Origin of the sequence: Pinirhizobacter sp., assembly GCF_035317885.1 — a bacterium.
Lineage (GTDB): Bacteria > Pseudomonadota > Gammaproteobacteria > Xanthomonadales > Rhodanobacteraceae > Pinirhizobacter.
Window position 1 is genome coordinate 1 of the sequence record NZ_DATHFX010000340.1, and the last position, 6789, is coordinate 6789.

The window sequence follows — 6789 nt, forward strand, 5'->3', positions numbered from 1 at the left end:
CCACCGGCCGACAAGACCTGCCTGGGCCAGCACGGCATCGAATGCCCCGCTGGCCGCGCGGGCTTCGTCGGCACGCTGGCGCACCGAGTCCATCTGTAACGGCATGGCCTCGGGAAGCGTGAAGGCGGCAGGCAGCATGTCCACCACGAACAAGGCGTCCAGCCTCGCCTGCATGCGCTGGGCCAGGGCCACGGCGGCAGCGATCGCCGCCCCCTGGAGGGGCAGGCGGGCCACGTGGAGCAGGAGCTCGGTCTTCATTGTCTGTGTCGGCTTCCGTACATGCAGGGCGTCCGACGACACAATGCCACCGCTCGCTGGGGGTTGCAAAAGCCAGGCCTGGGGGTGACCCTCTATCGATGCGCTCGACCCTGGCGCGCCACCTCACGTTGCGCATGAATCTCCAGGAAAGCGTTGCCCCTCCCGTCTATCGACGCGGCGACGAAGTCGCCAGCAGCCTGATCCACGGCATCGGCATCGTGCTCAGCATCGTCGGACTTGCGGTACTGGTGGCGTTCGCGGCGCGGTTTGGCGATGCGCGCGCGGTGGTGGCAAGCGCAGTGTTCGGCAGCACGCTGATCCTGCTCTACACCACATCCACCCTCTACCACGCCATACACGGCGCGGTGGCCAGGCGCGTGCTGCGCACGCTCGACCACATTGCCATCTTCCTGTTGATCGCAGGCACCTACACGCCGTTCACCCTGCTGGCCCTGCCGGGCATCTGGGGCTGGAGTCTCTTCGGCACCATCTGGGCCCTGGCCATCATCGGCAGCATGCTGGAAATGGGCCTGCTCAAGCGCTACCGCAAGGCGGCAGTGTTCCTTTACGTGGCCATGGGCTGGGTGGCGATGATCGCCTTCAAGCCGTTGAGCGAGAGCCTTTCCACCGGCGGCATGGTGCTGCTGATTGCCGGAGGGGTGGCCTACACGGCGGGCGTGCCGTTCTACCTGGCCCGCAGGCTTCCCTATCACCACTCCGTCTGGCATTTCTTCGTGTTGGCCGGCAGCGTGCTGCACTACCTGGCCGTGCTGCTCTATGTATTGCCCGACGCACCCGCGGGCTAGGCGTTCAGCCGAACACGAAGGCGAAGGCGAACATCCCCAGCATCACGAAGGACATCACCAGCTTCACCAGCGTGCCCACCAGCATACCGAACCAGGTACTCAAGCCCACGTGTGCCGAACGCAGCACGCTGGTGCCCGAGGCCAGTTCCCCGAGCAATGCGCCGATGAACGGCCCCAGCAACAGCCCGGGCAGGCCGAAGAACATGCCCACCAGCGTGCCGATAGCCGCTCCCCACAGCGCGCGGCCACTGGCGCCGACGCTGCGCGCGCCCAGGAGCCCGGCGATGAAGTCCATGGCCATGCCGATGGCGCCGGCCACGGCGATGGCCACCAGCCACCAGAGGCCAAGGTGCCGGTAATGGTCGACACCGGCGGCCAGCCAGATGCCGGCGAAGATCAGCGGGATGCCGGGAAGCGCCGGCAGGATGGCTCCCGCCACGCCCGCCACCATCAGCAGTGCCGCCACCACGTATAGGACGATGTCGATCATGGCGTGGCGAAGCTGTCCCGATAGTCCGGTTTGAGCTATGGGGCGAAGATGCGGACGGGTACGTCTACCGCCTGTGTACCGGCGACATAGGCCGTTATCTGGTAGGGCGGGAATAGGATGGTGAGGCTGCTCGCACGGCCATCGTGGCCTGGTGAAAGGGTGAAGACGTCGAAGTGATGCTGCCCCGGTTGCGTACCGTCGTTGATCGCTTCCGCACTGGACGCCAGCGGTGCGTTGTCGTCCAGGCGCGTCAACAGTTGCCGCCGCGCCTCCGCAGCCAGCGCCGATTCGGCGGCGGCCGCGTCGGTGAAGAGATCATCGAGCGACACCAGCCGCCGGGCCTGTGTGTCGTAGGTGAAGGTATCGAGGATCGGGCTGGGATGAGCGCCCCCGGTGAAGGACGACCCTTGCGCCTGTACGCTCACCAGGCGTCCGGTCTGGCCCAGCACCTCGATGTCGAGATCGAGGTCCCAGGGCAGCTGATGGGCCTGCTCGCGCGCGCCGGGTTGCTTCAATCCGGCGAGGAAATTGGTCTTTTTCTGCGCTACATAAGCCTCGAGGCCCTGCCGCAGCGGGCTCCAGTCAGGCTTGAGCTTGGGCAGGCGAGCCTCGATGGTGTAAAGGGTGGGCTCGCTGTATTGGGTATGCTGCGCGGCCGAAGGCGTCGACGCAGCTTCTCCCGGTACATGGCCGCCCTGGCAGGCGGCAAGCACCGCGCAGGATGCCGGCACGGCCAGCCAACGTTGCATCATCTGTTCCTTCTCCCTTGATGGTGTGACACGTTACCCGACGTTGCGTGACTTGCGAAGGAATGTAGTGGAAAAGGACGAGATCATCTTGCTCAAGGCCGATGAACTGGGCCGGATCGAATGCCACCGCCGCGGCGGTGTGATGTTGATCGTCCGTGATATTGCCGCGGCCCGCTGGTGGGCTCGCCGCTTCGCCCGGAGCGCGGCCGCGCGCGAGGCCAGGGCGCTCGAACGCCTCGAGGGCATTGACGGAGTGCCGCGGCTGCTGCGCTTCGATGGCCGGGTGCTCGAGCGGAGCTTCATGGCCGGTGCCCCGATGCAACAGGCCCAGCCGCGCAACCGGGCCTATTTCCGCCAGGCCCGGCGCCTGCTGGCCTCGCTGCACCGCCGCGGCGTGGTGCACAACGACCTGGCCAAGGAGCCCAACTGGCTGGTACGCGACGATGGCACGCCTGCGATGGTGGACTTCCAGTTGGCCTTCACGCGTCGTCGGCGCGGCCGGCTGTTCCGCTTGCTGGCACGCGAGGACATCCGGCACCTGCTCAAGCACAAGCGCACCTATGTGCCGGAATTGCTTACCCGCCGTGAACTGCACATCCTTGCCACACCAGCGATGCATGCGAGGGTGTGGCGACAGACGGCCAAGCGCCTGTACAAGCTGGTCGCGCGCAAGCTCTTCGGCTACTGGGACAACGAAGGCCAGGGCCGGGTCCGGCGTTAGTCCGCCGTAGGCTAAGCATTACTTCTCGACGAAGGCACGCTCGATCACGTAGTCGCCCGGCTCCCGCGTGCGTGGCGAGGCGTGGAAGCCGCGCCCATCGAGCAGGGCGCAGGTGTCCTCGAGCATCGCCGGGCTGCCGCATAGCATCACGCGGTCATGAACGGGGTCCAGCAGCGGCAGGCCCGTCACGCGCGCCATGTCGCCGTCGGCAATGGCATCGGTAATGCGCCCGCGGTTGCGGAAGGGCTCGCGCGTGACCGAGGGATAGTAGATGAGTTTCCCGCGCACCAGATCGCCCAGGTAGTCGTGGGCGGGCAGTTCGTGCTCGAGGTAGTGGGCATAGGCAAGGTCTGCGATGTTGCGAACGCCATGGGCCAGCACCACATGCTCGAAGCGTTCGTAGGTTTCCGGGTCGCGCACGATCGACAGGAAGGGTGCCAGGCCCGTGCCCGTGCCCAGCAGGTAAAGCCGCCTGCCGGGCTTCAGGTCGTTGAGCACAAGCGTGCCGGTGGGCTTGCGCGACACGATCACCGGATCGCCGGGCTTGAGATGTTGCAGTCGCGAGGTAAGCGGACCGTCCGGCACCTTGATCGAGAAGAACTCCAGGTGTTCCTCGTAGTGGGCGCTTGCTATCGAATAGGCGCGCATCAACGGCCGGCCATCCACTTCCAGGCCGATCATGACGAAATGCCCGCTCTCGAAGCGAAAGCCCGGGTCGCGGGTCGTGCGGAAACTGAAGAGCGAATCGTTCCAGTGATGCACGTCGATGACGTGCTCGGTTGCCAGTGCGACCATGGGAGGGAAAGTTCCTGCGGCGCCCTTGCGCCAGTCAACTGCGTATTATAGCTGGCTTCAGAGCGACAGTCCGGCGATCATTGGTACCTGTTGGATGGCAGGGAAAGGATCCCATGGACAAGCGTCGTTCGATGGCGGCCTTCGTGGCCGACCTGGTTGCCGTGCTGGCCATGGGCCTCGGCTCGCATGCGCACGCGCAGGCCACTTCAGGGCTGGATGCGGCCTGGGCTCGCGCGCACCCGGTGGTGCGGGTGGGCGCGCTGAGCACCGGCGTGCCGCCCATGCAAATAGTGGAAAACGGCCGCCTGCTGGGCGTGGGTGCCGATTTCCTGGAGCAGATCCTGCCATCGATGGGGGTATCGTGGCAGCCGGTGCTGTTCGATTCGCGCCAGGCCTTGCTCGATGCCTTGTGCAAGGGCACGGTGGATATTGCCCCGGAGATGATCTCAACGCCCGCCGCCATGCGTTGCATCAACTTCGGCGCGCCTTATCTTGCAGCCTCGCCCGTGCGCGTGGTCCGCAATGGCGATTCGCGCTTCGTCGACGACACGGCGCTGGCGGGCGCCCGGATCGCCGTCGTGGCAGGGAGCCCCGCGGAGGAAATCATCGTCGCGGCGTTGCCGAACGCGACGCTGTTGCGAGTGCCGGAAGATCCCTCCGCGCTTGACGCCGTGGTGCAGGGGCATGCCGACGTGTACCTGGCCAACCCGTTGCTGGCCGTGCGCGAGCTCGACCGCCTTGTCGCCACCGGCAAACTGCAATACACCGGCCGTAGCACACTGCCGTTGGCACGTTACGGTTTCGCCTATGGAAGTGGGGCCAAGCCCCTGGAAGCGGCACTCCAGGCACGCATCGACGCGCTTGGCGACGAGGCAAGGGGCCGCGTCGCCGGGCGCTGGGTGGCCGTGTTCGAGCCCAGCGAAGATGCGGGCCTGGCCACGCCACTCAGTGCCGCCGAACGCCAGTTCCTGCAGTCGCTACCGGTGCTCGGTGCCGGCATCGATTCGGACTGGGCGCCGATGAGCTACATGGACCGCAACGGCGTGCCCGTGGGCGTCGCCTCCGACTATATCGCCGAACTCAACCGCGCCCTGGGCCTGCGTACGCGCCGCGTCAACGTCGATACGGTGGCCGAGGCGCGGCAGGCGATCGCCGATGGCAAGGTGCAGATGCTGGTGGGCGTGGCGCGCGACAATCCCCTGTCGGCCGGGCTGGTGCTTAGCCGGGCCTACGAAGTCGCCCCACTGGTGGTGGTCGGGCGAAACGACGCCAAGCCCGTGTCGGGCCTGGAAGACCTCCGCGGTATGCGCGTGGCGGTGGTCGACCGGCCGTTCGATATCGCCACCCGCCTGCACAGTAGCGTCCCCTCGCTCCAGGTGGTGAGCTTCCCCTACACCGATGACGCACTGCACGCGCTGGCCGAACGACGCGTGGATGCCGTGGTTGATACGGTATCGGTGTTATCGCAGCACATCGAGGCCAACTACGCCGGCCAGCTGCGCGTGCTCGGTCCTTCGGGCATCACCATGAGCGTCCACATCGGCGTGGTGCCTTCGCAGGCGCAGCTGGTGCCCCTGATCGACCGCGTCCTTGGCGATGTAAGCGCGGCGCGAAGCCAGGCGATCCGTGCGCGCTGGATGCGCACGACCTACAGCTATGCCACGCCATGGGCCGACATCGCAATGATCGGCGTACCGATCCTGCTGGTGGGCGTGTTGGTGGTGATCTTCGTGCTGCGTGCCAACCGGCAGCTGCGACGCGCGGTGGAGGCTGAGCAGCGTGCCCGCGCCATGGCTGAGGACGCCACGCGTTCGAAGGCACAATTCCTGGCCATGATGAGCCATGAGATCCGCACACCGATGACCAGCTCCCTGGGCATGCTGGACCTGCTCGAACGCACATCGTTGGACGATGACCAGCGCGACATGGCTGGCGTGATGCGCGAATCGGGCGACGGCCTCCTGCGCATCATCGACGACCTGCTCGATTTCTCCCGTTTCGAGGCCGGCCAGATGCCACTGGAAGCGGTGGCGTTCGATGTGCGGCCACTGTTCGATGACGTGGCCGGCCTCCTGGGTGCCACGGCACGCGCCAAGGGCCTGTTGTTGTATGCCAGCGTCGACGCCCGTGTCGGCGCGCGCCTGGTGGGTGATCCGGCGCGCTTGCGCCAGGTATTGTTCAACCTTGCTGGCAATGCGGTGAGGTTTACCCAGCGTGGGTTCGTGCGCATGCACCTTGCCTGGGCCGGCGGCGGGACCGACACCCAGCACCTGGCCATCGTCGTACAGGACACCGGCGTGGGCATTGCGACGGAGCGCAAGGCGGAGATATTCGAACCCTTCACCCAGGAAGATGCCTCGACCCAGCGCCGCTTCGGCGGCACGGGACTGGGCCTGGCCATCGTCAGCCGCATCGCCACATTGATGGACGCCCGTATAACCCTGGCGAGCATCGTCGGGGCGGGAACGCGATTTGAGTTCGCCTTCGAGGCCGCCGTCGAAGCGATCCTGCCTGCCACCGATCCACGCAGGTTTCGGCTGGAGCTGGAGGATCCCATGCTGGCCGAGTGCGTAGCTTCGTATCTTCAATTCGCCGGGCTGCACGCGGAAGACGGCGCGCAGGCGGCCGGTGTCGTGGTTACCCTGATCATCGATCCATCGCGCCCCGCCGATGCGCAGTTGCAGCTGGCCGGCGCCGGGCGCACGGCGACGCTGCCGGCATGGCCGCCCAGGCTTGCCACCCTTCGACGCGCGCTGCAGGTGCTCGAGGGACATGTCCAGGCGGAGGATGGTGAAGGCGTTCGCATGACGCGTCCGGCACCATCGCGCGAAGTTGCCCTTGGCGAAGGGCGCCTGGTGATGGTGGTGGACGACCAGCCGCTGATCCAGCGTCTGCTGGTGCGGGAATTGCGCATGCTGGGGTTCGCCTGTGACGTGGCCAGTGACGGCGAGGAAGCCTTGCGATACATGT

At 66.4% G+C, this 6789-nt stretch carries 7 protein-coding genes; 3 read left to right on the plus strand and 4 right to left on the minus strand.

Annotated features, from left to right (window positions below):
• A partial coding sequence (locus tag VK519_RS11075) for a hypothetical protein (RefSeq protein ID WP_324349800.1) occupies positions 1 to 258 on the minus strand: 258 nt, incomplete at its 3' end.
• 134 nt (positions 259 to 392) lie between these two features.
• Between VK519_RS11075 and trhA the strand changes: the two genes are divergently transcribed.
• A complete protein-coding gene (gene trhA, locus VK519_RS11080) occupies positions 393 to 1064 on the plus strand; it encodes a PAQR family membrane homeostasis protein TrhA (protein WP_324349804.1) in 672 nt (223 codons plus the stop codon).
• A 4-nt stretch (positions 1065 to 1068) separates the two neighbouring features.
• Here trhA and VK519_RS11085 read toward each other — a convergent pair whose 3' ends face one another.
• Both VK519_RS11085 and VK519_RS11090 read right to left on the minus strand, forming a co-directional pair.
• A complete protein-coding gene (locus tag VK519_RS11085) occupies positions 1069 to 1551 on the minus strand; it encodes a DUF456 domain-containing protein (protein WP_324349806.1) in 483 nt (160 codons plus the stop codon).
• A gap of 38 nt (positions 1552 to 1589) precedes the next feature.
• A complete protein-coding gene (locus VK519_RS11090; RefSeq protein WP_324349801.1) occupies positions 1590 to 2306 on the minus strand; it encodes a PdaC/RsiV family protein in 717 nt (238 codons plus the stop codon).
• A gap of 139 nt (positions 2307 to 2445) precedes the next feature.
• On the opposite strand from VK519_RS11090, the gene VK519_RS11095 reads away from it, so the two are divergent.
• Complete coding sequence (locus VK519_RS11095; RefSeq protein WP_324349808.1) at positions 2446 to 3024, plus strand: RIO1 family regulatory kinase/ATPase domain-containing protein; 579 nt, start codon at positions 2446 to 2448, stop codon at positions 3022 to 3024.
• A gap of 18 nt (positions 3025 to 3042) precedes the next feature.
• Here VK519_RS11095 and VK519_RS11100 read toward each other — a convergent pair whose 3' ends face one another.
• Positions 3043 to 3819 carry a ferredoxin--NADP reductase gene (locus tag VK519_RS11100; RefSeq protein WP_324349802.1) on the minus strand — a complete coding sequence of 259 codons (777 nt, stop codon included), beginning with the start codon at positions 3817 to 3819 and terminating at the stop codon, positions 3043 to 3045.
• Positions 3820 to 3932: 113 nt separating this feature from the next.
• On the opposite strand from VK519_RS11100, the gene VK519_RS11105 reads away from it, so the two are divergent.
• Positions 3933 to 6789: ATP-binding protein (locus VK519_RS11105; protein WP_324349803.1), on the plus strand; the 2857-nt coding region annotated here is incomplete at its 3' end.